The organism is Actinoplanes sp. NPDC049598 (assembly GCF_040675435.1).
In the GTDB taxonomy this organism is placed as follows: Bacteria; Actinomycetota; Actinomycetes; order Mycobacteriales; family Micromonosporaceae; genus Actinoplanes.
Genome location: NZ_JBFAOX010000004.1, coordinates 15,023 through 38,151, shown reverse-complemented (window position 1 = coordinate 38,151; position 23,129 = coordinate 15,023). Strand labels below are relative to the sequence as shown.

Annotated in this window: 24 protein-coding genes; 11 read left to right on the top strand and 13 right to left on the bottom strand. The window is 71.7% G+C overall.

From position 1 onward, the window contains the following. Positions 1 to 316 precede the first annotated feature (316 nt). The gene (locus AB0J66_RS11560) at positions 317 to 1,183 is read right to left on the bottom strand and encodes a hypothetical protein (RefSeq protein WP_364658787.1); all 867 of its coding nucleotides are present in this window, start codon (positions 1,181 to 1,183) and stop codon (positions 317 to 319) included. A gap of 56 nt (positions 1,184 to 1,239) precedes the next feature. After that, positions 1,240 to 1,644 (bottom strand): HAD-IA family hydrolase, encoded by a 405-nt coding sequence (locus AB0J66_RS11555; protein WP_364658785.1) that lies wholly within the window; start codon positions 1,642 to 1,644, stop codon positions 1,240 to 1,242. A gap of 182 nt (positions 1,645 to 1,826) precedes the next feature. Here AB0J66_RS11555 and AB0J66_RS11550 point away from each other — a divergent pair, with 182 nt between their 5' ends. Beyond that, complete coding sequence (locus AB0J66_RS11550; protein WP_364658783.1) at positions 1,827 to 2,312, top strand: hypothetical protein; 486 nt, start codon at positions 1,827 to 1,829, stop codon at positions 2,310 to 2,312. Here the strand turns inward: AB0J66_RS11550 and AB0J66_RS11545 are convergent. Continuing rightward, positions 2,296 to 3,057, bottom strand: a complete 762-nt coding sequence (locus AB0J66_RS11545; protein ID WP_364658781.1) for a DeoR/GlpR family DNA-binding transcription regulator — start codon at positions 3,055 to 3,057, stop codon at positions 2,296 to 2,298. The genes AB0J66_RS11550 and AB0J66_RS11545 overlap by 17 nt on opposite strands. Before the next feature lie 52 nt (positions 3,058 to 3,109). Here AB0J66_RS11545 and AB0J66_RS11540 point away from each other — a divergent pair, with 52 nt between their 5' ends. From AB0J66_RS11540 to AB0J66_RS11520, 5 genes are read left to right on the top strand one after another with little or no spacing between them, the layout of a single operon-like run. Continuing rightward, on the top strand, positions 3,110 to 3,763 hold the full coding sequence (locus AB0J66_RS11540; RefSeq protein ID WP_364658779.1) for an NUDIX domain-containing protein: 654 nt from the start codon (positions 3,110 to 3,112) through the stop codon (positions 3,761 to 3,763). A 43-nt stretch (positions 3,764 to 3,806) separates the two neighbouring features. After that, entirely contained in the window at positions 3,807 to 5,288 is a 1,482-nt protein-coding gene (locus tag AB0J66_RS11535) for a M28 family peptidase (protein WP_364658778.1), read from the top strand. A 50-nt stretch (positions 5,289 to 5,338) separates the two neighbouring features. Beyond that, a complete protein-coding gene (locus tag AB0J66_RS11530) occupies positions 5,339 to 5,830 on the top strand; it encodes a DUF1990 domain-containing protein (protein WP_364658776.1) in 492 nt (163 codons plus the stop codon). A 34-nt stretch (positions 5,831 to 5,864) separates the two neighbouring features. After that, entirely contained in the window at positions 5,865 to 6,446 is a 582-nt protein-coding gene (locus AB0J66_RS11525; RefSeq protein ID WP_364658774.1) for a dihydrofolate reductase family protein, read from the top strand. After that, complete coding sequence (locus tag AB0J66_RS11520; RefSeq protein ID WP_364658772.1) at positions 6,439 to 7,323, top strand: aminoglycoside phosphotransferase family protein; 885 nt, start codon at positions 6,439 to 6,441, stop codon at positions 7,321 to 7,323. The genes AB0J66_RS11525 and AB0J66_RS11520 overlap by 8 nt, the downstream gene beginning before the upstream one ends. Here the strand turns inward: AB0J66_RS11520 and AB0J66_RS11515 are convergent, their stop codons facing one another. Then, positions 7,324 to 7,467 (bottom strand): hypothetical protein, encoded by a 144-nt coding sequence (locus tag AB0J66_RS11515; RefSeq protein ID WP_364658770.1) that lies wholly within the window; start codon positions 7,465 to 7,467, stop codon positions 7,324 to 7,326. Positions 7,468 to 7,470: 3 nt separating this feature from the next. Between AB0J66_RS11515 and AB0J66_RS11510 the strand changes: the two genes are divergently transcribed. Then, positions 7,471 to 7,800 (top strand): VOC family protein, encoded by a 330-nt coding sequence (locus AB0J66_RS11510; RefSeq protein ID WP_364658768.1) that lies wholly within the window; start codon positions 7,471 to 7,473, stop codon positions 7,798 to 7,800. Positions 7,801 to 7,894: 94 nt separating this feature from the next. Beyond that, entirely contained in the window at positions 7,895 to 8,323 is a 429-nt protein-coding gene (locus tag AB0J66_RS11505; RefSeq protein ID WP_364658766.1) for a pyridoxamine 5'-phosphate oxidase family protein, read from the top strand. Positions 8,324 to 8,345: 22 nt separating this feature from the next. Here the strand turns inward: AB0J66_RS11505 and AB0J66_RS11500 are convergent, their stop codons facing one another. Both AB0J66_RS11500 and AB0J66_RS11495 read right to left on the bottom strand, forming a co-directional pair. Further along, positions 8,346 to 9,548, bottom strand: a complete 1,203-nt coding sequence (locus AB0J66_RS11500) for an MFS transporter (protein ID WP_364658764.1) — start codon at positions 9,546 to 9,548, stop codon at positions 8,346 to 8,348. A 72-nt stretch (positions 9,549 to 9,620) separates the two neighbouring features. Next, positions 9,621 to 10,301 carry a hypothetical protein gene (locus AB0J66_RS11495; RefSeq protein WP_364658762.1) on the bottom strand — a complete coding sequence of 227 codons (681 nt, stop codon included), beginning with the start codon at positions 10,299 to 10,301 and terminating at the stop codon, positions 9,621 to 9,623. Positions 10,302 to 10,490: 189 nt separating this feature from the next. Between AB0J66_RS11495 and AB0J66_RS11490 the strand changes: the two genes are divergently transcribed. Next, entirely contained in the window at positions 10,491 to 12,158 is a 1,668-nt protein-coding gene (locus AB0J66_RS11490; RefSeq protein WP_364658760.1) for an aminotransferase class V-fold PLP-dependent enzyme, read from the top strand. A gap of 441 nt (positions 12,159 to 12,599) precedes the next feature. On the opposite strand, the gene AB0J66_RS11485 is transcribed toward AB0J66_RS11490, so the two are convergent. Further along, positions 12,600 to 13,334 (bottom strand): hypothetical protein, encoded by a 735-nt coding sequence (locus AB0J66_RS11485; RefSeq protein WP_364658758.1) that lies wholly within the window; start codon positions 13,332 to 13,334, stop codon positions 12,600 to 12,602. A gap of 62 nt (positions 13,335 to 13,396) precedes the next feature. On the opposite strand from AB0J66_RS11485, the gene AB0J66_RS11480 reads away from it, so the two are divergent. Both AB0J66_RS11480 and AB0J66_RS11475 read left to right on the top strand, forming a co-directional pair. Beyond that, positions 13,397 to 14,233, top strand: a complete 837-nt coding sequence (locus AB0J66_RS11480; RefSeq protein ID WP_364658756.1) for an alpha/beta hydrolase — start codon at positions 13,397 to 13,399, stop codon at positions 14,231 to 14,233. A 178-nt stretch (positions 14,234 to 14,411) separates the two neighbouring features. After that, the gene (locus tag AB0J66_RS11475; protein WP_364658754.1) at positions 14,412 to 15,239 is read left to right on the top strand and encodes a hypothetical protein; all 828 of its coding nucleotides are present in this window, start codon (positions 14,412 to 14,414) and stop codon (positions 15,237 to 15,239) included. Between the two features lie 52 nt (positions 15,240 to 15,291). Here AB0J66_RS11475 and AB0J66_RS11470 read toward each other — a convergent pair whose 3' ends face one another. The 6 genes from AB0J66_RS11470 to AB0J66_RS11445 form a co-directional block, all read right to left on the bottom strand. After that, entirely contained in the window at positions 15,292 to 16,440 is a 1,149-nt protein-coding gene (locus tag AB0J66_RS11470; RefSeq protein ID WP_364658753.1) for a PrsW family intramembrane metalloprotease, read from the bottom strand. Continuing rightward, on the bottom strand, positions 16,437 to 17,081 hold the full coding sequence (locus AB0J66_RS11465) for a hypothetical protein (protein ID WP_364658751.1): 645 nt from the start codon (positions 17,079 to 17,081) through the stop codon (positions 16,437 to 16,439). Before AB0J66_RS11465 ends, AB0J66_RS11470 begins: the two co-directional genes overlap by 4 nt. A gap of 97 nt (positions 17,082 to 17,178) precedes the next feature. Continuing rightward, entirely contained in the window at positions 17,179 to 17,757 is a 579-nt protein-coding gene (locus AB0J66_RS11460; RefSeq protein ID WP_364658749.1) for an NUDIX hydrolase, read from the bottom strand. Next, the gene (locus tag AB0J66_RS11455; protein WP_364658747.1) at positions 17,754 to 19,433 is read right to left on the bottom strand and encodes a CTP synthase; all 1,680 of its coding nucleotides are present in this window, start codon (positions 19,431 to 19,433) and stop codon (positions 17,754 to 17,756) included. Before AB0J66_RS11455 ends, AB0J66_RS11460 begins: the two co-directional genes overlap by 4 nt. Before the next feature lie 127 nt (positions 19,434 to 19,560). Further along, positions 19,561 to 21,783: a hypothetical protein gene (locus tag AB0J66_RS11450; RefSeq protein ID WP_364658745.1), complete on the bottom strand. Its 2,223-nt coding sequence runs from the start codon at positions 21,781 to 21,783 to the stop codon at positions 19,561 to 19,563. Positions 21,784 to 22,022: 239 nt separating this feature from the next. Further along, positions 22,023 to 23,123: a glycosyltransferase family 4 protein gene (locus AB0J66_RS11445; RefSeq protein WP_364658743.1), complete on the bottom strand. Its 1,101-nt coding sequence runs from the start codon at positions 23,121 to 23,123 to the stop codon at positions 22,023 to 22,025. Between the last annotated feature and the right edge of the window lie 6 nt (positions 23,124 to 23,129).

Below are 23,129 nucleotides of genomic sequence, written 5' to 3'. Positions count from 1 at the left end.
CGAATCGGTCACCGCGACGATGAGCTGCGTGCTCTCCCCCGACACGGCACTGACCGGCGCCCCCTGCCGCGGCAGCTCAACAACCTGGTCATAGGGCACCCCGGTCAGCATCGCCTCAAGATTCCCCGGGACGACGACCGGATCGACGTTCTTCGCCTCCAGCGCAGCTCGGTGGCCACCGGCCCGCCATCCGCCAGCGCCGGTCCGCAGCTGTGGCATACGTCGTTCTCGGGCGCACTGAGCGAACTCGGTCCTGGCCGCCCGACCCGTCAGGAGCTTGAGGCTGCTTCCGCGCCGGCCGGATCCACGAGCCGGGTCACCGGCGCCCGGCTCCTTCGGCAGCGAGTGCGTGGGCGTGTCGCCAGGCGGCGGTGCCGCCGGGGAGGGGCCAGGCGCGGGTGGTGCCGCGGGCGGTTTCGAGGGCTTGCAGGTCGCGGGCCAACTGCTGGTTCAGGGTCAGCAGGGCGTCCGTGGCGCCGGGGGAGCCGGCGGCGGCCTGGCGTTCGATGTGGTGGGTGGTGCGCTCGTGGGCGTCGAGCCAGATTTGGGTGTTGCGGGTGGCTCGGGGGCGGCTGATCGAGGAGAGGGCGAGCAGCGGGGGTGACTGCTGTTCGGCCAGGGCGGCGGCCAGGCGGTCGTGGCCGTCGAGGAGGACGTGGCAGTCCAGGCCGCTGATCCACCAGAGCAGGAGGGGCGGCAGGGCACCCTCGCGGGTCCGCTTGCGGTAGGCCTTGACCCGGGCGGCGGTCGGGCTCGGCAGGGGGCGCAGGGGCAGGATCTCCCAGCCTCCGGCCGGGCCGAACCAGCTGATCCCGCCGCGAGGCTGGGGAAGCACCTGGTCGGCGCGTATGTCGGTCGCCGTGGTGCTGATGGCCCAGCGCCCGGCGTGCAATGGCCCGGTGCTGGTCTCGGTCAGGGCGGAGGCGAAGTAGTGCGCCCAGGCCATGGGCGGCTTCGGGCTTCCGGCGCGGATCGGTGGGATCGGCGAGCGGAATTGTCCGGTCAGCACGTAGTCGACTCCGGCGTAGCGGGGATCCACTTCGGCCAGCAGGATCGCGGCGCCGGCCTGGCGGAGCAGGAGCAGCCCTCGGCCCGCCACTTCCATGCGCAGCTCCGGCCGGCCCGGGCTGTCCACGTCCAGCAGGACAGCCTCATCCAGGTTCGTCCGGCGCGCTTCGATCACCGGGCCATCATCGATGACGAAACCGCGATCGACCTCCCAATTCAGCCCGCGGCAAGTCAACCTCTGGTCAGGCCGCGCGATGTCAGTTCGGCGATGAGCTGCGGGTTGTCCCGATAGCGGATGGCGGCGATGCCCGCGTTCTCGGCGCCGTCCACATACTGCTGCTTGTCGTCGATGAAGAGGCACTCGTGCGCGGGGCGGCCGACTCGAGCCAGGGCGGCGTCGAAGAACTCGCGATGGGGTTTGCGGTGGCCGAGCTCGTGAGGCGCTCGACGATGGGGAGCAGGCCGCCGTCGCCGGTCAGGCTGCGGGCCTCGGCCGGGTCCTGCAGAAGTTCGTGCTGGAAGGCCAGGTAGCCGCTCTTCCAGGGGTGATCCCGCTCGATGTCGCGGACGAACTCGGGGCGCGGGAACTGCAGCACGCCGTCGACGTCGAGCAGCAGGGTGAGCATCCACGACCATAGCCCGATCGGCAGCGCGCAGCGCTGAGTCGTTGCAGGACAGCCCGGTAGCCGCGGCAGAGGGGCCGGGGACGGCAGCCAGCCGGGCTTGACGAAGCGGGCGCTTGTTGCGAACCCGTACCAATCATGGGTTATCAGTGGTTGCCGCAGTAAGGTGCGAATCACGGGAAGGAGGGAGCGGGCATGGCCGGGCCGGTTTCGTCCATTGCGTACGTTGCGCTGCATGAGGTGCTGCCGCCGGGGTTCGCGGGGGCGGAGGGGCGGCTGCGGGAGCTCGCGAGCAAGCTGGAGCGGCATCATTCGGCCGACCGGGTGGCCTGGCACTGGTATCCCGAGCATGTCGAGGTCCGCGCGGACGGCAAGATCCTGGCCGGGGTCACGATCACGATGTACGACACGCGGGACGACTGGCTGGAGCTGTCACTGCGGATTCTGTGGCGGGCCGGGCCGCGGCTGAGTGTCGAGGCGTCGGTCGAGGTGGCGTGCTGGTGCGCGGAGAACCACAACATGCATCCGGTGCGGGAGCTCGACCGGGATGTCGAGGACGATTTCGAGCTGGCCGACGCGTTCGCGGCCGGGGTGAAGATGCTGGTGGCCGTGCTCGGGGCGGGGCCGTTCGAGCCGCAGCCGTGGCGGGTGGCGGCGGGTCTGCCTATCCGGCCGGGATGATCGTCACGCCGGTCTCCCGCAATTTGTCCGTTTCGTCAGCCAAAAGGGAAGTTATGACGCCTGAAACCGACGAAAACGGCAAAACGCTAAAGGGCGAAGCGGCGCCGATCTTCTCCGCGCTCGCCAGAACATAGGTTTCAGCCGCCCGCGAAGCCAGCAAACGCTTCATGGCCGCCTCGTCCGGATCACCGGTAGTGAGCCCGGCCCGGTGATGTACGCCGGTCACGCCCATGAAGAAGAAGTCGGCGCTGATCGACCCAGCCGCCTCGGCCGCGGCCGCCCCCGACGTCACCGCCGAGTGTTTGAAGAGCCGCCCACCCAGCACGAACACGTCCACCGTCGGGTTCTCGACCAGCGCCGCCGCCACCGTCACGCTGTGAGTGATCACGGTGACCTCGGCCAGCAACCCGGCCAGCGCCAGCGCCGTCGTCCCGCCGTCGAGCAGCACAGTGGACCCCGGCCGGACCAACCCCGCGGCCGCCGCCGCCACGCGCGACTTGCTGTCGGTCGCCACCGACGTCCGGGTCGCATAGTCGGCCGCCGCCGGCGCCGCGGGCAGCGCACCCCCGTACACCCGATGGCACAAACCAGCCGCCGCCAGCTCCCGCAGGTCTCGCCGGATGTTGTCCTCGGCGATGCCGAGCTCGGCGGCCATGTCCTTGGCCACCACCTTGCCGTCGGCGCGCAGCCGGCTCAGCAGGAAGTCCTTGCGCTCGGCAGGCAGCAGCGTCGGTTTATCAGGCACTGCGTGTTTCTCCTTATTGTTGTCGACTCTTACGCACTGTACGGTACCCGGCATGACCATAGGAATCGACGAGCCCGACGCCCGCGGCCGCACCGGCCTCGACCAGATCGGCCGTGACCTGCGCGGCAACCCCGATGTGGTGATCCGCGACGTGGAGCTGGTGGCCACCGCGTGGCACGTGCTCCGGCGGACGACATTCGACTATCGGCACCGGGACGGGCGCTGGACCACGGAGCAACGCGAGACGTACGACCGGGGCGACGGCGCGACGATCCTGCTCTACAACGCCGACCAGAAAACCGTCCTGCTGAGCAAGCAGTTCCGTTACCCGGCCTACGTCAACGGCCACCCCGACGGCATGCTGATCGAGACGGCGGCCGGCCTGCTCGACGACGACGACCCGGCCAGCGCGATCCGCCGCGAGGCCGGCGAGGAGCTGGGTGTCACCGTCGGCGAGCTGGAGCCCGTCTTCGCGGTGTGGATGAGCCCCGGATCGGTGACCGAGCGGCTGCACTTCTACGCGGCGCCCTACACCGCGGCCGACCGCACCGGCCCGGGTGGCGGCGTGGCCGACGAGGGCGAGGACATCGAGGTCGTCGAGCTCGACTTCGACGAGGCCCTGCGCCAGATCGAGACCGGCCGGATCGCCGACGCCAAGACCATCATGCTGCTGCAATGGGCGGCTCTGCGCGGCATTATGAAGTGACTGATATGAATGGCAGGCATCGAGGAACTGCGATGCTCGCGAGATGCGAATCCCCCTGATCGTCGCCGCGCTGGGCCTCACCCTCGGCGCCGCAGCCCCCGCCCAGGCCGTGGCCGCGGCCCCGGACATCCCGGTGGCCAACGTCAAGGCCCACCTGCAGCAGCTGCAGTCCATCGCCACCGCCAACGGCGGCAACCGGGCCCACGGCCGCCCCGGCTACCTGGCCTCCGTCACGTACGTGAAGAACCTGCTCGACGCGGCCGGCTTCACCACCACGCAGCAGTCGTTCACGTACAACGGCGCCACCGGCTACAACCTGATCGCCGACTGGCCCGGCGGCAACACCTCGGACACGCTGATGATCGGCGCCCACCTGGACAGCGTCACCGCCGGCCCGGGCATCAACGACAACGGCTCGGGCTCGGCGGCCAACCTCGAGGTCGCGCTGGCCGTCGCCCGCGCCGGCTTCCAGCCGTCGCGCCACCTGCGGTTCGGCTGGTGGGGCGCGGAGGAGCTGGGTCTGCGCGGCTCCACGGCGTACGTCAACTCGCTGTCCACGGCGCAGAAGGCGGCGATCACGGGTTACCTGAACTTCGACATGGTCGGCTCCCCCAACCCCGGCTACTTCCTGTACGACGGCGACAACTCGGACGGCACCGGCTCCGGCCCCGGCCCGGCCGGCTCGGCCCAGATCGAGCAGACCCTGGCCGCGTACTTCACCTCGATCGGCGTGCCCACCCGCGGCACCGACTTCGACGGCCGCAGCGATTACGGCCCGTTCATCGCGGCCGGCATCCCCGCCGGCGGCATCTTCACCGGCGCCGAGGGGCGTAAGACGGCGGCCCAGGTGCAGCTCTGGGGCGGCACGGCGACCACGTTCGACCCCTGCTACCACGCGTCGTGCGACACGACCTCGAACATCAACGACACCGCGCTCGACCGCAACAGCGACGCCATCGCGTACGCGGTCTGGACCCTGGCCGCCGGCTCCGGTGGCGGCGGTGGCACCACCGTCTGGTCCGACGACTTCGAGACCGCTTCGACGTGGACCCGTGGTACGGCCGACACCGCGACGTCCGGCCTGTTCGAGCGCGGCGACCCGGCAGCCACGACGTCTCAGCTCGGCACGGCCGCGAGCGGCACGTACGACCTGGTCACCGGGGCCACGGCCGGTTCCAGCGCCGGTGCCAACGACGTCGACGGCGGCGTGACCAGCCTCCGCTCCCCCGCGATCACCCTGCCGTCGGGCACGCTGACGCTCAACTTCTCGTGGTACCTCTCCCACCTGACCAACTCGAGCAGCGCCGACTACTTCCGCGTCCGCCTCGTCGCCGGCGCCACCACGACCACCCTGTTCACCCAGGCCGGGGCCGCCACCGACCGCGCCCCCGCGTGGCAGACGGCGTCGGTCAGCCTCAGCCCCTACGCCGGCCAGACCGTCAATCTCCTGGTCGAGGCCGCCGACGCCGCCACCGCGTCCCTGGTCGAGGCCGCGATCGACAACATCAAGATCACCAAGGCCTGAGCCGTACGCCGGCGCGGGCCCCCGCCCGCGCCGGCGACTACGGTGATCGCGTGGACCTGACATACGGGGAGGTCGGCGCCACCCGCCACGAACCCCTGCCGAGCGGCTACGGACACGTGCGCCGCGACGTCCGCATCGGCCACGGCCGTCCCCTGTTCGAGGCCGCGTCCGCCGACTTGCTCGGCTGGCGGATGCATCGCCGGGCCGGCTTCACGGTCACCAGCGCCGGCGACGACGTCACCCTCACCCTCGGCCGGTGGCCGCTGCGCCTGACCATCCCGTGCCGCGTCGTCTACCGGATCGACGAGGAGAACCGCCGGGGCTTCGCCTACGGAACGCGGCCCGGCCACCCCGAACGCGGTGAAGAGGCCTTCGTCGTCGAGCTGACCGAGACGGGCGACGTCTACTTCCGGATCCGCGCCTTCAGCCGCCCCGCGTCGCTGCTGGCCCGCGCGGGCGGCCCGATCACGCGGATGGTCCAGGAATTCGCGACGGACTGCTACGTCCGTTCCTTGACACCGGCCCCGGCTCCCCTAAAGTGATTGCAACTTGCAACCGCTTTGAGGGGACGAGACCATGGGCCGCTTCCAGTACTGGATGAACGTGTCGCTCGACCTGCGGATCGAACAGGCCACCGGCGAGAACGGCGGCGGCAACTGGATGCGCATCGACGAGGAGCTGCACCGCGAGTTCAACGCCCGGGCCCGCGCGCTCGCGGTCATGGTCCAGGGCCGGGTCATCTACGAGACGATGGAGAGCTACTGGCCGCAGGCCCGCGACGACGAGTCGGAGCCGGAGGTCATGCGGGAGTACGGCGAGATCTGGACCTCCGCCCCCAAGGTGCTGGTCTCCCGCACCCGCGACAGCGCCGACCACAACACCCGCGTCTTCGGCGGCGACAACGCGATCGAGCAGCTGGCCGCGTTGCGAGCCGAGACCGACGGCACCATCGGCGTCGGCGGCGCGACGATCGCCACCCAGCTGCTGCGGGCCGGTCTCCTCGACGAACTGCTGCTCTTCACCCACCCGGCGATCCTCGGCACCGGCCGCCCGCTCTTCGACGACCTGGACACGCCGCTCCAGCTCGACCTGCTCGAGCACCAGACCTTCAAGCAGGGCGTCACGATGCACCATTACCGCGTACGCGCCGATGCTTGAGGTCGGCGAGGACCTGGTCCGCGGGCTGCTGCGCGAGCAACAGCCCGACCTGGCCGACCTGCCCCTCCGCGAGGTGGCGGGCGGCTGGGGGAACCAGATGTGGCGCCTCGGGGACGACCTGGCCGTCCGGGTGCAGCGGATGGACGACAGCCCCGAGCCACAGCTGAAGGAGCGCCGCTGGCTGCCCCTGCTGGCCTCCCGTCTGCCGCTTCCGATCCCGACGCCGGTGCGCAGCGGCCTGCCGTCCGAGCGCTTCCCGAAGCTGTGGACGGTCATGACCTGGGTCGAGGGCACTCCCCTGGACCACGGCGCGATCATCCGCGCCGACCACGCGGCCGACACGCTGGCCGCGTTCCTTCGAGCCCTGCATGTCGAAGCTCCCGCCGACGCGCCGGGGCCCTCGGACTTCGGCACCCACCCCAAGGACGCCGGGGGCGGGTTCGAGCACTTCCTGGGTTCCGTGGACCTCGACGGCACCGAGCGCGAGATCCGCGCCGTGTGGGACGAGGCGGCGGCCACCCCCGAATGGCCGGGACCACCCGTCTGGGTGCACGGCGACCTGCACCCCGCCAACGTCGTCGTCGCCGACGGCACCCTGGCCGGCGTCGTGGACTTCGGCGCCCTCTTCGCCGGCGACCCGGCGTGGGACCTCGGCGCGGCCTGGCTGCTGCTGCCGGACGGCGGCGCCGCCCGCTTCTTCGACAGCTACGCCCAGGCCGACGACGCCACGATCCGCCGGGCACGCGGCCTGGCCGCCCTGAAATGCCTGTTCCTGATCCTGATGGGCCAGAACGGCGACCGCGGTTTGCCCGGCGGCAAACCTCACTGGGGCCCGGCCGGCCGGTCCGCGCTCGCCCGCGTCCTCCACGGCCTGTGATCAATGCCCACCCTGGCGGCCGAGGGTCAGCTCGGGGGTGACGCCGGGCCGGGTCCACCGCGCCGCCCGCCAGGTCTCCAGGTCGACGACGGGCGGCCGGAAAGCGGAGCGAGCAGCGCGTGCTGGGTTCGTCGTAGACTTCACGGCATGGTCCGCATCGGAGCGATCGTCTTGAACGTGTCCGACACCCGCCGGGGGGCCGCGTTCTGGGGCCAGGCACTGGGCTACCAGCCTGCCGCGAACCCGGACTTCCTGGTGCCGTCCGAGGCCGGCGCGCCAAGACTGCACCTGGATGAGAATGACCGCACACACCTCGACCTTTGGGCGGCCGATGAGCAGGAGCAGCTCGCCGAGGTCGAGCGACTGCTGGCGCTCGGCGCCACCCGAGTCGAGTGGGACTATCCCGAGGGCGCGGACTTCATTGTTCTGGCTGACCCGGACGGCAACCTGTTCTGCGTGATCAATGTCAGTGCCTGACGCCGGCCACTGAGCCCCTGCGCCCGTGCCGGCGTCGCTCATCAAGCGGCGCTGATCGGGGTTTCTGTCAGACCCCGGGCGTAGCGTCCGGGCCATGACATTGTCGAGAGAGGAACGCGAGGCGTTTCTGGCCGAGCCGCACATCGGCGCCCTGTCGGTGGTCGAGCAGCCTGATCAGGCGCCGCTGACTGTCCCGATCTGGTACCAGTACGAGCCAGGTGGCGAGTTATGGATTGCCACGGGGCCGGAGGCGCGTAAGACGCAGGCGATCCGCAGGGTGGGCCACTTCGGCTTGATGGTGCAACGCAGTGCTCCGACGACCAGGTACGTATCGGTGCGAGGACCAGTGGTGCGCATCGAGCCGGGTTCACCTGAACGGTCGCGGGAACTGGCACGGCGCTACATCCCGGCCGCGAGGGTGGAAGAGTACTTGGACTTCGAGCGGACGCACATAGGCGCCCAAGTCATCATCCACATGCGTCCCGAACGCTGGCTGTCGTCGGACCTCGGACCAGAATGGTGAATGACATATCGCCCGCCTGTGGCTACATGACGCGGCTCTTCGCGTAGTCGGCGGCGGTGACCTGCGGTTTTGTGCGGTTGAGGATCGTGGCCATCACGGCGGCCAGGGCGAGCAGGACGAGCACGGGGATCATGGCGTTGCGCAGGCCGTAGTGGTCGCCCAGGAAGCCCAGGGCGGGCGGGCCGACCAGGAAGGCGACGTAGCCGACGGTGGCGACCAGGGAGACGCGGGCGGCGGCGTTGGCGCCGGAGTCGCCGGCGGCGGAGAGGGCGACCGGGAAGCCGAGGGCGGCGCCCAGGCCCCACAGCAGGACGGCGGCGCCGGCCACGATCTGGTTGTCGATCAGGACGACGAGGGCGATGCCGGCCCCGCCGATGAGCGCGCTCGCGGCCAGCACCGGGGCTCGGCCGAAGCGGTCGAGGAAGCGGTCGCCGGTGAAACGCCCGATGGTCATGGCGGCCGAGAAGACCACGTAGACGGCCGAGCCCAGCGCCGGGTCGAAGCCGTGGCCGTCGACCATGAGCAGCGGCAGCCAGTCGTTCGCGGCGCCCTCGGCCAGCGCCATGGCCAGCACGATCACCCCGATGAGGAGCAGGACGGGGTCACGCCACACTCCTCGCGCGGGCGCCGTGCCGGGTTCGGCCGGGGAGGCAAGACCAAGACCTGAGGGCAGGTGCCGTACGGCCGTGAGCGCCACCGGAACGCTGAGCGCCCCGATCGCCAGGAGATGCCAGGAGGCCGGGAACGCCACCGCGGTCAGGATCATGCCGGCGATCGCGCCGACCACCGTGCCGAAGCTGAAGAAGCCGTGCATCGTGGGCAGGACCGGCCGGCCGATGACCCGTTCGACGTCGGCGCCCTCGATGTTCATGGCCACCTCGCCGCCGCCCATGCCCAGCCCGAACAGCCCCAGCCCGGCCGCGACGACGGCGCTCTGCGCGGTCGCGGCCCCGAGCCCGATGATCGGGGTGCTGAGCGTCGTGGCCAGGACGCCGATAGTGACGATGGGCCGGGTGCCGAAGCGCCGTACGAGCGCACCCGAGCCGAGGATGCCGGCCATTGAGCCCGCCGAGAGCCCGAACAGCACCAGGCCCATCTCGCCCGTCGTGGCCCCGAGCAGGTCGCGGATGTCCGGCGTCCGGGTCACCCAGGACGAGATCCCCAGCCCGGGCAGGAAGAACAGCGCGAACAGCGCGAGGCGGCGGCGGGCGGTGGCGCGATCCATGCGTACGAACGTACACAGCACCGGGCGATCGAGATCACCACGAGCGGCCGAACTCACATTTCCGCCGCCGGCTCACTGATCGATGCGGGCGTCTCCCATGACGACCCCGAACAGGCCACGCGGGTTGCCGGTCTTGGTGTCCTTGCCGACGCAGAGGATCTGCAACTGCACGGTGCCCTTGAGGTCGAACTCGACTCGGTGACTCTGACCCAGCCGGACGTCGAAGGGATTAGTGAGTTCGTTTCCGCTCTGATCCTTGAACGAGACGTGGGCGATCCGGTCGAGGCCGTCCTGCTCATCGTCGGCAATGCCGACCGTGGCGCTGAATTTGGCATATCCGGCCACCGGCCACACCTGCGACGACGACGAGCTCGGGGTGCCGCAGTATTTGCGGACACTCTGGTCGTACGTCTTCCCGGCGATCGAATACGGCCCGTTGCCATAACTGTTCTTCAGGGCCCGCAGATCCGATAGGTACGCCGTGGTGGGCGCCTCGGCGATTGCCGGCCCGGGCGGATCGGTGGTCTCCTCCGGCTCAAGGCTCGGGGATTCGCTGTTCGGCTCGGCGGCCGGCTCGCTGGTGGGCGGCTCGACGCTGGGTGACTCGACGCCGGGCGGGGCCAATGTCGCCGAGGGCGGGGAGGTGGTGGCCGTGGTCGCGGCCGGCGCCGGATCACCGAGGGCCTGGTCCCACGCCCGCTCCACCGGCCGGGCGATGAGCGCGACGAAGAACGTCGCGGACACCCCGACCACGACCGCGAGAATCGCCGAACTCCGTATCCGATTCCTCCCCGATCACCGGCCGATGTCGCCTGGCGCCGTCGCTCAGCACGTCGACGCGGCCGCAGATGCCGAAGGGTGGCCTGCGACAGCTTCAGGCACCGGTGCGGCGGAAAGCGTGGCACGCTCATATATCGTCCGGGACGGCGCAGGAGCGGACCTGTGCTGTTCAACCTCAATGGGGAGGCGGCCATGGGCATGCTCGAACGGATCCGGGACGGGCTGATCGGTTCCGGGCAGGTGCTACAGGGCCCCTTCGGTCCGCGCCGGATCACCTACGCGGACTACACCGCGTCGGGGCAGGCGCTCGACTTCGTCGAGGACTTCATCCGCGAGCGGGTGCTGGCCCGCTACGCGAACACGCACACCGAGGCGTCGGCCACCGGCGCGCAGACCGGGGCGCTGCGTGAAGAAGCCCGCCAGATGATCCACCGCAGCGTCGGGGGCGGCCCCGACCACGTGGTGATCTTCTGCGGGTCGGGGGCGACGTCGGCGGTGGCCAAGCTGGCCGGGGTCTTCGGCATCCGGATTCCGGAACGCCTCGACGACGCGTACGGCTTGAGCGAGCGCATCCCGCAGCGGGACCGGCCGGTGATCTTCGTCGGGCCCTACGAGCACCACTCGAACGAGCTGCCCTGGCGCGAGTCGATCGCCGATGTGGTCGAGATCGAGTCCGACCACACCGGGCATGTGGATCTCGACGCGCTGCGGGCGGCCCTCACCGCGTACAGCCAGCGGCCTTTGCGAATCGGCAGTTTCTCCGCGGCGTCGAACGTGACCGGCATCCTGACCGACACGGCGGCGGTCTCGCGGATCCTCAAGGAGCACGGGGCGCTGTCGGTCTGGGACTACGCCGCGGCCGGGCCGTACGTGCCGATCTCGATGCACGACAAGGACGCGGTCTTCCTGTCGCCGCACAAGTTCGCCGGCGGGCCGCAGACCCCGGGCGTGCTGGTGATCGACCGGCACCTGCTGACCAACCGGGTGCCGGTGGTGCCGGGTGGCGGCACCGTGGCGTACGTGGACCCGGGCGGCCACCGCTACCTGACCGACCCGGTGGCCCGCGAGGAGGGCGGCACCCCGGCCATCGTCGAGTCGATCCGGGCCGGGCTGGTCTTCGCGGTCAAGGACGCCGTCGGCCCCGAGGTGATCGAGGAGCGGGAGCGGGCGCTGTGGCAGCGGGCCCGTGCGCGGTGGGCCGGCGAGGAGAACATCTCGATCCTGGGCGACCTGGACGCCGACCGCCTGTCGATCGTGTCGTTCCAGGTCCGCGCGGGCTCGCTCCATCTGCATCACAATTACGTGGCGGCGCTGCTCAACGACCTGTTCGGCATCCAGGCCCGCAGCGGCTGCTCCTGCGCCGGCCCGTACGGCCACCGCCTGCTCGGCATCGACGACGCCCACTCGCGCGAGTTCCGCAGCGAGATCGTCGAGGGCTGGGAGGGCATCAAGCCCGGCTGGACCAGGCTCAACCTGAACTACTTCATCTCCGACACGGTGGCCGACTACCTGATCGAGGCGGTCACCCTGATCGCCCGCCACGGCGCGGCGCTGCTGCCCGACTACCGCTTCGACCCGCGCACCGGCCGCTGGACCCACGTGCGCCACACCGATCCCCCCGTCCACCTGGCCGACCTGCTGCTCGGCACGCCCCTGCCACCGCCCGTCACGGTCGGCGAGGACGCCCTGGCGGGCTACCTCGAGGAGGCCCGCGCGCTGCTGACGGGCCGTCCGTCCCCAGCCGATGGCGTACGCCTGCAGCTGCCGGCCGCGTTCGAAAAGCTCCGCTGGTTCCTCCTCCCGGACGCCTGCCTGCCCGCTGCGCCCTGACACCCGACCGCGTCCCGCCGCTTATGCTCCGCGGCGCCCACCCACCTCCCATCGCCTCGGCCCGCCCCCTCCCGCTCCCCTCACCGGGGTGGGAAGGGAGCGTCGGCCGGGCCGGCGACGATGGCAGCCCACTTGCTGCGGCCCGCGGCCGGCTCACCCCGCTCCCACTGCCCTCGGCGCACCACCTCCCACTCCCCCCGGCGCACCACGCCCCACCCCTCGGCGCAGCACCTCCCACCCCCCTCGGCGCAGCACCTCCCACCCCCCTCGGCGCAGCACCTCCCACCCCCCTCGGCGCAGCACCTCCCACCCCCCCCTCGGCGCACCACCTCCCCTTAGCGGGTGCTGATCACCGCCATCGCGGCCAGCCGGGCCGTGATCAGGCGGGTTGCCCGGCGCGCGATCGGGCCGGTCCGGCGATCCCCCATCACCCACCACTCCCTACCCGCGGGCGGGCGGCTGCTGGGTGAGGGCTGAGGCCAGCAGGTCGACGCTGCTGAGCAGGGCTTTCTCGGGGGCGTCGCGCCAATCAGCGGCGTGTGGCGGGAGGCTGGTCGCCAGGGGGTAGCGGTCGCGGAAGTCCGGGATCTGCCGGGCGGTCTCCTGGGCCTGGGCGAGCCAGCCGGCCGCGCTGCCCGGCTCCATGCGCTCGTAGGCGGCGGCCGTGCCGGCGGTGGCCCGGACCGTCGCATAGAGCATGGTGACTACCGTGGCGCGTTGCAGCGGGTCGACCTGCCAGGTGTCGAGGATCTGCAGCAGCCGCTCGAGCCAGTCCTGCTCGTGCGGGCCCTGGGTGGCCCGCGACCACGGCAGCTCGGTGAGCCAGGGGTGCGCCCGGTAGGTGTTGAACAGGTTCAACGCCCAGGCCCGCAGCGCGCCGGCCAGGCCGGTGGTGGGCTCGGCCCACTCCGGCATCGCGGTCGCCTGGTCCTGCATCAGGGCGATGAGGTGGTCTTTCGTCCCGACGTACGGATAGAGCGCCATCGCGGTGCGGTCGAGCCGGGCGGCGATCGCGCGGGTCGAGACCGCACTCAAGCCCTCGGTGTCGGCGATCGCTATCCCGATGCGCAAAATCTCGTCGAGGTCCAGCTGCTGGCGCGGGCCGCGGCGGGGTGTGGGCAGTTCCGTGCCGCGATGCCGCCACAGCCGGCGGACGTGGGCGCTGTTGTCCTCCATAGTCCTTACAGTGTATAACCGCGTAGTCCTTACACCGTATATGGTTTCGTTCGGGAGGCGTCATGGCACGGCTGCACGACGGTACGGAATTGGACGTCAGCGTGATCGGTGACGGTCCCACCGTGCTGCTGCCGATCAGCACCGCGATCACGGACGAGCCGCAGGCCTCGCAGATGCGGGCCTGGGGCGCCGAGCCGGATGTCGGGCAGCGGCTGGCGACCGGGCTGGCCGGGGCCGGGTTCCGGGTGGTGGCGGCCGACTACGAGGGGCATCGGGCCCGCCATCCCGCGTCGTCGTTGACCGCGGCGGCGGTCGCGGCCGACCTGCTGGCACTGGCCGACGCGCCACGATTCGCTTATTACGGCTACTCGTGGCTCGCGCTGGCCGGGTTGCAACTGGCGGTCCGGACCGACCGGCTGACCGCGCTGGTCATGGGCGGTTATCCCCCGCTCGGCGGGCCGTATGCAGAAATGCTCGGGGTGACTCGGGCCGCGCATCGCATGGCGGTCGACAATGCCGGCAAATCATCGTCGCCGGCGGACATCACGCCGGGCGATTGGGAGTCGGTCGAGGTGTCGGTGCCGCCCGCGCAGACCGGGCAATACGTGACCCTCTACGAATCGCTGGAGTCCTTCGACGAGCGGGCGGCACTGGAAGGTCTGCGCATTCCGCGAATGGCATTCGCCGGCGCGGAGGACAATATTCAGTACGGCGCGAAATGGGGCGACCTGCGGGTGCCGATCGCCGAGCGGCTGGCCGAGAACCGATCCGAACTGGAATCCCTCGGCTGGAGCGTAACCCTGATCCCGGGTGTCGACCACATGGCCGGGATGCGGCCCGGGCTCGTCCTGCCGCTTTTGCTCGAGATTTTTTCTCCCCTCGCTGACCTGCGGAAATAGACCCTTTCGGAGGTGCCTCGGCGATATCGCGTTGAACCGTCCGGGCGTCGGTGCCCGTACTGGCCCGCAACCAGGTGACATCGACGTCCGACGACGAGGAGTGATCATGAGGTCGCGCGCTTACCGGCGTTTTCGAAGCCAAGGGAACCAGGGTGGTCGTCGCAAGACGATAGGCGCGGTGGTGGTGGCCGGAGTCGTGGTGGCGCTCGGCGCGGCGGGTGTGCAGCTCGCCAACGCCAGCACCGGATCCGACACCAAAGCGGTCGACGTGGTCACGGTCGACGGCCAGCAGTTCGACGTCGCGAAGTGCGCCGACGTGCAGGTCAACGCGGGCGCGGTGGTCTGCGACGGCGAGGAGCTGGCCCCCGTCGAGCAGCAGGCCCCGGGCGAGCAGGCGGCCGGCGCGGCCGCGGCCCTCGAAGCAGCCTGCGACGCCTTCGCCGCCGACGCGGCCGCCGCCGGCGGCGACCAGGCCGGCCAGGAGGAGGCCGCTGCCGGTTCCGCGGCGGCCAAAGCGCAGAACAAGGCGATGGCCAAGAAGTGGGCCAAGACTCTGAAGAAGGCCGCCGCTGGTAAGGCCGCCGGCAAGAAGGAGAAGGCCGGCACCGAGGAAGGCGCGGCCGGCGAGGAAGCGGGCGCGGGCGACCAGGCCGGCGCGGGCAAACAGGCCGGCGCGGGCGAGGAAGCCGGCGCGGGCGAGGAAGCCGGCGCGGGTGAAGAGGCCGGCGCGGGTGAGGACGCGGGTGCCGCCAACGACGCCGCCGCGGCCGCTGTCGCCTCCGCGCAGCAGAGCCTCCTGCAGGCCTGCCTCGCCCTGGCCGACGCCAAGGCCGTAGTGGCCGGCGGCGACGCTGGCGCGGGCGAAGAGGCCGGGGCCGGCGAGGAAGCCGGCGCGGGCGAAGAGGCCGGGGCCGGCGAGGAAGCCGGCGCGGGCGAGGAAGCCGGCGCTGGTGAAGAGGCCGGGGCGGGCGCCGAGGAAAGCGCCGCTCCGAAGGCCAAGAAGTAGAACCACCCGGTGGTGATGCGGGCGCGGTCCCGGCGCCCGCATCACTGAGGAGTCAGGAGGTTCGCAGTCGAGCCAGCTCTTCCCGGGCGAACTCGACCCGCGGGCTTTCCCCGCCGCCGGCGGCCGCCAGTTGGTCGGCGAGGTCGTGGGCCGCTTCGAGGCGATGATGCCTCGCTCGCCGGGCCGCGCGGCTGTGGGCGGCTTTGCGGTAGCGGCGCCGTTCGCGCCAGCCGCCGGCGAGGGCGTCCAGCTCCTCGGGGGTGATGACGCCGGAGTCGGCTTCGGGGGCCATCACCGCTCGCATGGCCGCGCGTTCCGGCCGTACGGTCAGGTGGAAGACCGAGATCACGGCGGTGAAGGCGAGCAGGATCTCCAGCAGGATGAAAAGCAGGACGAGCCGGCCGTCGCCGTCGGCGAGGCCGACGTTGGAGTCCCACAGGCCGTGCAGCACCATCGCGGTCAGCACCAATCCGAGGCCGAGACCGGTCCGGCGCCGTTGGGCCGGGGTGCCGACGAGGTAGACGACGCCCGCGCCGGCGATCGCCGAGTACAGGATGTGCGACGAGAAGCCGGTCAGCAGCCGCAGGCCGACGGTGTGCAGGCTGGTGCCGAGCTGGTCGGAGCCGAACTCGTCGGCGGCGGCGTTCAATCCGTACAGGATGTCCTCGAGGATCTCGAAGCCGAGACCGGCGAACGCGCCCAGGATGAAGCCGTCGTAGGCCGTGCGTACGACGCGCGGGGCGATGAACAAAAGCAGCAGCACACCGGAGGCCTTGCCGAGCTCCTCGAAGAACGGCGCGGTCAGCCCGGCCCCGAACGCCTGCTGGAAGTCCTCGCCGAACAACTTGCCGTAAAGGTCGAGCAGGGCGGAGTTGCCGGACAGCGCGATCACCCACGGCGCGGCGAAGCCACCCCAGACGAACGCCGCCACGGCCAGGCCGAGCGGCTGCTTGGAGTAGCGGTCGATCCGCTCGGTGAACCACCAGAACACCACGGCGTAGAACGCGAAGATGATCGCGCTGGCCGTCAGCGCCGGAGCGTACAGCCGGATCCCTTGATTGAGCGTGCCGAACAGCACCCACAGTCCATAGGCGACGGTGAGCACATACACCCAGAAGCAGGCGTTGCGCGGCTGCCAGAACGAAAAGGCATTACCCCAGCCGGTACGCGTGATGGCGGCTTCCCTGGTGGTGACCGTCACGACGCGCTCCCCACCGGCTCGACCGACTGCAGCATGGCCACGACCTGCCGTTGCACGCTCTCGGACACCTGCTGCGGCCCGACCACCTCGACCTCGACGCCGGTCTCGCCGAACACGAACGCGGCCACGAGCCCGGTGCCGTTCGTACCCTCGAAGTCGGCCGCGACTCCGAGGTCGCCGCTCCCGTTGGTGACCGTCACCGGATCGCCGGTGACGTGGAAGCCCGCGTCATCGGGTACCCGTAGCCCCTCGTTGGTCTTCTTGATCTGGGCCAGCAGCTGCGCCGGCGTGCCGCGGTACGTGTCCGCGACGACCTCGAACGTGACCCCGCCGTACGACACGGCCGCCGTCCCCGGATAGCCGGCCGGCCCGCCGTCGCCCTGCCGCGCTCCGGCCAGCAGATTCGCCCCGACCGCGGGCACGAACCGTACGCCCGGCCCCACCTGGACCACGTCCCCGGCCACGATCGGATCATCCACCGACACCCGGTCGTTGATCGCCGGCACGACCCACACCGCCACCGCGACCAGCAACGCCACCACCGCCGCCGGCAGCAGCGTCCGCCGGTCCATCCCGAACGTCCGCCGGTCGACCGGCACCCAGTGGGCACGCCACCGCTCGTCCGCATAAGGCCCCGTCATGATCGAACGCTAACAGCCCACCCGCCCAAGCACACTCCGAGCCGATATGCCGAACCGGCCCGGCGGAGGACCGCCGGGCCGGGATCGAACGAGAATGTCAGGCGGGCCGCAGAGTCGCCCAGCCCTCGTCGCGGGCGCGGGCCGCCGCGAGCAGCCCGCCCACCGCTGCGGCGTTGGTGATCTCGCCGCGGAAGACCATCGCCACCGCCTCGTCGAGGTCGACGCGGGTGATCTCCAGGTCGGCCTCCTCGTCGGTGCGGGAGTAGCGCTTGTCGTCCGGCACCTCGGTGAGGTCGCGGGCGAGGAAGATGCGGATCGTCTCGTCGCTGAAGCCGGGCGAGTTGTACATGTCGATCAGCAGGTCCCAGCGGGCGGCGTCGACGTCGGCCTCCTCGGCCAGCTCGCGGGCGGCCGTGGTGAGCGGCTCCTCACCCTCGACGTCGCGCAGGCCGGCGGGCAGCTCCCACAGGCGCTGGCCGACCGCGTGCCGGTACTGCCGGATCAGCACGACCCGGTCGACCTCGTCGAGAGCCACGATGCCGACCGCGCCGCGGTTGCGGACCACGTCCCGCTGGGCGGTGCCGCCGCCGGACATGGTCACCTCCTCGCTGAAGACCTCGAAGATCGGGCCCTTGTAGCGAGACGTGCTGGAGACGGTCCGGTGCTGGAAAGTCACGACGCGTCCACCGGGAGCTCGTCGGCCGCGGCGTACTCGATGGCGGCCTTGACCAGGCCGTCGAAGAGCGGGTGGGGCCGGGTCGGGCGGCTCTTGAGCTCGGGGTGGGCCTGGGTGGCCACGAAGTACGGGTGGGTGTCGTGATCGAGCTCGATGAACTCGACGAGCCGCCCGTCGGGCGAGGTGCCCGAGAAGACCAGCCCGGCCTCGGTCAGCTTGGCCCGGTAGTCGTTGTTGACCTCGTAGCGGTGGCGGTGGCGCTCGGAGATGTCGGTCGAGCCGTACACCCCGGCCACGACCGAGCCCTCGGCCAGCGTGGCCGGGTAGGCGCCCAGGCGCATCGTGCCGCCCAGGTCGCCCTTGCCGGCGACGATGTCCTGCTGGTCGGCCATGGTGGAGATGACGGGGTACGGGGCCTGCTCGTCGAACTCGAGCGAATTGGCCCCGGTCAGCCCGGCCAGGTGGCGCGCCGCGTCGATGGTCATGCACTGGAGGCCGAGGCAGATGCCCAGGATCGGGATCAGGTTCTCCCGGGCGTACCGCGAGGTGTTGATCTTGCCCTCGATGCCCCGCACGCCGAAGCCGCCGGGGATCACGATGCCGTCGACGCCCTTCAGGGCGGCCGCGGCGCCGGCCATGGTCTCGCAGTCGTCGCTGGGCACCCAGCGCAGCTGGATCTTCACGGTGTTGCCGAAGCCGGCGGCCCGGATGGCCTCGCTGACCGAGAGGTACGCGTCGGGCAGGTCGACGTATTTGCCGACGAGCGCGATGGTGATCGTCCGCTTCGGGTGGTGCACCCGCTCCAGCAGGTCGTGCCAGGTCGACCAGTTGACGTCCCGGAACGACAGACCGAGGCGACGGACGACGTACGCGTCGAGGCCCTCCTCGTGCAGCACCTTGGGAATGTCGTAGATGCTCGGCGCGTCCGGGCAGGCGATGACGGCTTCCCGGTCGACGTCGCAGTAGAGCGCCAGCTTGTGCTTGAGCTTCTCGGGGATCTCCCGGTCGCTGCGGCAGATCAGCGCGTCGGGCTGGATGCCGATGTTGCGCAGCGCGGCCACCGAGTGCTGGGTCGGCTTGGTCTTCAGCTCGCCCGACGGGGCCAGGTAGGGCACCAGCGAGACGTGCAGGTAGAAGACGTGGTCGCGGCCCACCTCGTGGCGGACCTGCCGGATCGCCTCGAGGAACGGCAGCGACTCCATGTCGCCGACCGTGCCGCCGACCTCGGTGATGACCACGTCGGGCTTGCGGCCCGTCTCGTCCTCGTCGGCCATCGCGAAGATCCGCGACTTGATCTCGTTGGTGATGTGCGGAATGACCTGCACGGTGTCGCCGAGGTACTCACCGCGGCGCTCGCGGGCGATGACGGCCGAGTAGACCTGGCCGGTCGTGACGTTCGCCTTGCCGGACAGCGAACGGTCGAGGAAGCGCTCGTAGTGGCCGACGTCGAGGTCGGTCTCGGCCCCGTCCTCGGTCACGAAGACCTCGCCGTGCTGGAACGGGTTCATCGTTCCAGGGTCGACGTTGAGGTAGGGGTCGAGCTTCTGCATGACGACCCGCAGTCCGCGCGCGGTCAGAAGGTTGCCGAGGCTGGAGGCGGTGAGGCCCTTGCCCAGCGAGGAGGCGACGCCCCCGGTGACGAAGATGTGCCGCGTGTCGCGCACTGTTGAGGCCAAGGCCTTGCTCCCGTGGTCGTCTGTTGAACCGACGTGCAGACCGGGGCGTGAAAAGCGGCCCCATCCACGGGAGTCCACCGTAACACCTGAGAACGACCACGCACGTTCGGGCTGGTCGTGACGCGTGTCAACCTGACATTGCGCGATCGTCGCGCAACGCCGGGCCACCGGGCCCGTCCGTTTCGCCCTCGGGACGCGTACGGTCCGCCGCGTGCAGCAGCACCCGCAGCACGGTCAGCGCCACGGTCGGCACCACGGCCGCGGCGGCCGCCCCGGCGACGGTCAGCGCCGAACCGCTGAGCACCCCCGCCGCCAGCGTCGCCACCGTCACCCCGGCCCCGGCCGCGCGCAGCGCCGGATGCAGCCCGAAGACCCGGTTGAGCCCGCCCCAGGGCGAGAAGTGGCAGAAGGCGAGCATCAGCACCCCGGCCAGCGCCAGAATCGTCAGCGGGCTGTTGAGCAGGGTCTGGCCGTTGGCCGCGGCGGCCCGCTGCATGGCCGGGCCACCGGTGCCGTTGGCCAGCTCGGAGAGCAACCGGCCCAGGCTGCCCTGGTCGGCCGCGGGCCGGTTGACGTCGACCACCGCGAAACCGATGGTGACGGCCGCGCCGGCCACCGCCGCCCAGGCGAAGCGGGCGAAGGTCAGCCAGCCGCCCCGGCTGATCGCCGCGGCCACACAGACGCCGGCCGTGACCGCGACCGCCCCGACCGGGTCGGCGCCCAGGTAGGGGCTGCCGACCATGACCACGCCGACGCCGCCGAACAGCACCACGATCACCGGCCGCCACGGCTTGCTGAGCCACTGCGCGAGACAGCCGGCCGCCACCAGCAGACCGGCCACGAAGACGCCGAGACCGACCACGCCGACCCCGGCATACCGCCCGCCCTGCGTGGCCGAGTAGCCGGCGACGCCGTTGAGCTGGAGCCGGGCCCCGGTGATGAGGTCGAGGCCGACCACCACGGCGGCCACCCCGGCCGCCGCGCCCAGCGGCCACAGCGTGCGGTGGTAGCGCGGCGAGAGCCGCAGCACGGCGGTGCCGATGAGCGTGAACAGGCCGGTGACCGTCCCGAAGACCCAAGCTGGGTGCGGATTGCGCCACCATGGCGTGGCGTCGGCCAGCAGCGCGGCCGGGATGGCCAGCGCGGCCGCGATCAGCGCGATCTCGGCCACCACGACCAGCCGCTTGGGCGGCAGGGCAGGACCGCGTGGCCCGGCGTGCCGCCGGGCCCGGACCATCACCGGCACCAACAGCAGGAACAGCAGCACCTGGACGATGGCGAGCACCGTGAAGAAGATGCCGGCCACCGCGTTCTGCGCCTTGGCCCGCAGGTCGGCGTTGTGCACGCCGAGCATCGCGTCGGTGATGTCGGCCGGGCGGCCCTCGACCACGGTGGCCGTACGCCCGGCGAACAGCTTCTCCGGGGCCGGGCGGCCCAGCGCGGACAGGATCGTCGGGGCCAGGTCGATGAGCTGCAGGTAGCCGTCACGCCCGGTCCCGGCCGAGGTCAGCCAGCCGCCGTTCCAGCCCTCGCCCTCGGCGATGGCCACGTGCAGCCGCCCCGAGCGCTCGGTGTCGGAGACACCCGCGACCAGCAGCAGCGACCGCTCGGGGCGGGCCGCGACGACCCGCGCCAGCAGCGCGTCGGCCCTCTCGACCTGAGCCTGCCGGGCGGTGCCGGAGCCGCTGACCGGGCCCAGGTCGACGAAGGACAGCACGCAGTCGGAGAGCAGCTTCCCCGGGTCGGCCGGCAGCTCGGGCTGGTAGGTGTCGACCCGGCCGAACGGCCGGGCGGCGGCGATGGCGGCGCCCGGGCCGACCGCCACTGTGCAGCGCACCGACTCGGCGAGCGCGCCGGGCGTGGCCCCGTACGGCAGCCGGTCCTGGTTGTTCTGGACGACGGCCCGCTGGTCGGTGACGTTGGCGCCGATGCCGTCGGGCCGGGTGAGGCTGGGCGAGACAGGCTCGCATTGACTGCTGGCCGTGCGCCGGGGCCAGGCCGCGTAGTTGCCGGCGCCCAGGGTCAGCCAGCCGTCGGACGGGCAGGTCACCTTCATGGCCGAGCGCACCGACAGCCAGCCGACCGAGCCGCGGGTGGCCTCCTGCCAGAGCGCGGGTGTGCGCTGCGGGTCGAGATCGTCCCAGCGCAGCCCCGCCGCCCCGGCCACGATGACGTAGTCGGCGCTGCCCGGCGTCGCCGTCGTGGACGGCCGGATCGCCAGCCCCAGCAGGCTCGCCACCGCGATCAGGACCACCAGGACGTACGGAACCCACGCCCGCCGCCCCGATCGCGGCGCCCCCACCGAGCTCGGCGGAACCCGGCGCAGCCGGTCGAGAAACCGCGGCCGCAAGCCGTCCCCGCGGCGCACCCGCTCGAGAAGCACGCTGCCCGGGCCGTCACTCTCGAGGTGCCGTTCGCTGGGCGCCGCCCCCGAGCCGTCCCGGTCGGCGGGCGTCGCTTCCGAGCCGCCGGGGCCCGCGGGCGTCGCTTTCGGGCCGCTTGGGGCCGCGGCGGGCGGCGCTTTCGGGCCGCTTGGGGCGGCGGGCGTCGCTTCGGGATCGCGATCGGGGCGCGCCGGGTCGGGAGGGGTCACTCTCGGGCCGTCACTTCGGCGTAGGCGGCGAGCACGTCGGCGACGGTGTCGGACTCGCTCGGCCAGGTGGCGGACTGGCGCGGGCCGCGGGCGGCGTAGTCGGCCCGCTTGTCCTTGTCGGCCAGCAGGTCACGCACGGCGGTGTCGATCGCGTCGACGTCACCCGGTGGGATGAGCACGGCCGCGTCGCCGACCAGGCCGGGCAGCCCGCCGACGGCGGTGGTGATCAGGGGGACCCCGGCCTCGAGGGCCTCCTGGGCGAACAGCTGCCGGGCCTCCCAGTCGCTGGTGACCACGGCGAGGTCGGCCCCGAGCAGCAGGTCGGGCACGTCCGAGCGGCGGCCGAGCAGGTGGAACGGGGCGTGCAGCTGCGAAGCGAGCTGGGCCAGCGACATGTAGCTGGGCCCGGAGCCGGCCACCACGACGACCGGGGCCGGGTCGAGGCCCTTCCACCGGGCCGACGCCTCGACCAGCAGGTCGTAGCGTTTCTGCGGGTGCAGCCGGCCGACCGAGACGATCAGCGGCGTCTCCGGCCGCAGCCGGAACTCGGCCCGCACGGCGGCCCGGGTGCGCCGCGGCGGGGCCAGCGTGGGCGCGGCCACGGCGCCGAGCCGGGCGTTGCGGGCACCCAGCGTGGTGGCCCGCTCGACCAGGTCTTCCGAGGCCCCCAGGGTGAGGGTGGCGCTGCGCGCGACGACCCGCTCGACCAGGGCGGCCGCCTGCCCGCGCAGACCTTTGCGGACCATGACCGTGTTGTGCAGCGTGACCACCAGCGGCTTGCCGGTCCGCGCGACCGCGGCCACGAACGCGGCCCGCAGCCCGTGCGCGTGCACGACGTCGACCGGGCGGCTGCTGAGCACGCCGCGCAGCTTGCGGACCGTGCCCGCGTCCTGCGCGCCCGGGTTGGCCGGGATCTCCACCGGCACGAAGGTCGCACCCGCGGCGGCGAAGCCGAACAGCTCGTCGGTCGCGGCCGGCCCGCACACCATCACCTCGCACCCGGCGGCGACCAGCCCGCGGGTCAGCGACCCGACGTGCTGCCCGACCCCGCCGGTGCTCGACGCGAGCACCAGTGCCACCGATCCGCGCCACCCCACGGCTTG